General features: G+C 39.9%; 1 protein-coding gene. It reads right to left on the reverse strand.

The features are described 5' to 3' along the window. The coding region (locus FLQ44_RS24065) for a DUF262 domain-containing protein (RefSeq protein WP_240801218.1) at positions 1 to 184 on the reverse strand (184 nt) is incomplete at its 3' end. Positions 185 to 276: the final 92 nt, after the last annotated feature.

Consider the following 276-nt stretch of genomic DNA (forward strand, 5'->3'; position numbering starts at 1 on the left):
TATCCCTAAGCAGATAGAACTTAGGCATTGGAATGTTTTTGAGAATTGAATCGATGAGCATTATCTTTGCTGCTACAGCCCATACTTCCTGCCGCTGAAAGTCAGGTCGCAACTCAAGACGATGAGAGTTAGTTAAATCACGGATATCTCCGATAGACATTTGTGTGCTAACCCAAAGAACCATAATCTCTCCTTGTCATATAAGCAGCATTATCAGAATTTTGTTCACGTTTCATCTAGAGTTTGATTTGATTGACTCTACTAGCAACGGAAGGT

The sequence above is a fragment of the Vogesella mureinivorans genome (assembly GCF_007644035.1).
In the GTDB taxonomy this organism is placed as follows: Bacteria; Pseudomonadota; Gammaproteobacteria; order Burkholderiales; family Chromobacteriaceae; genus Vogesella; species Vogesella mureinivorans.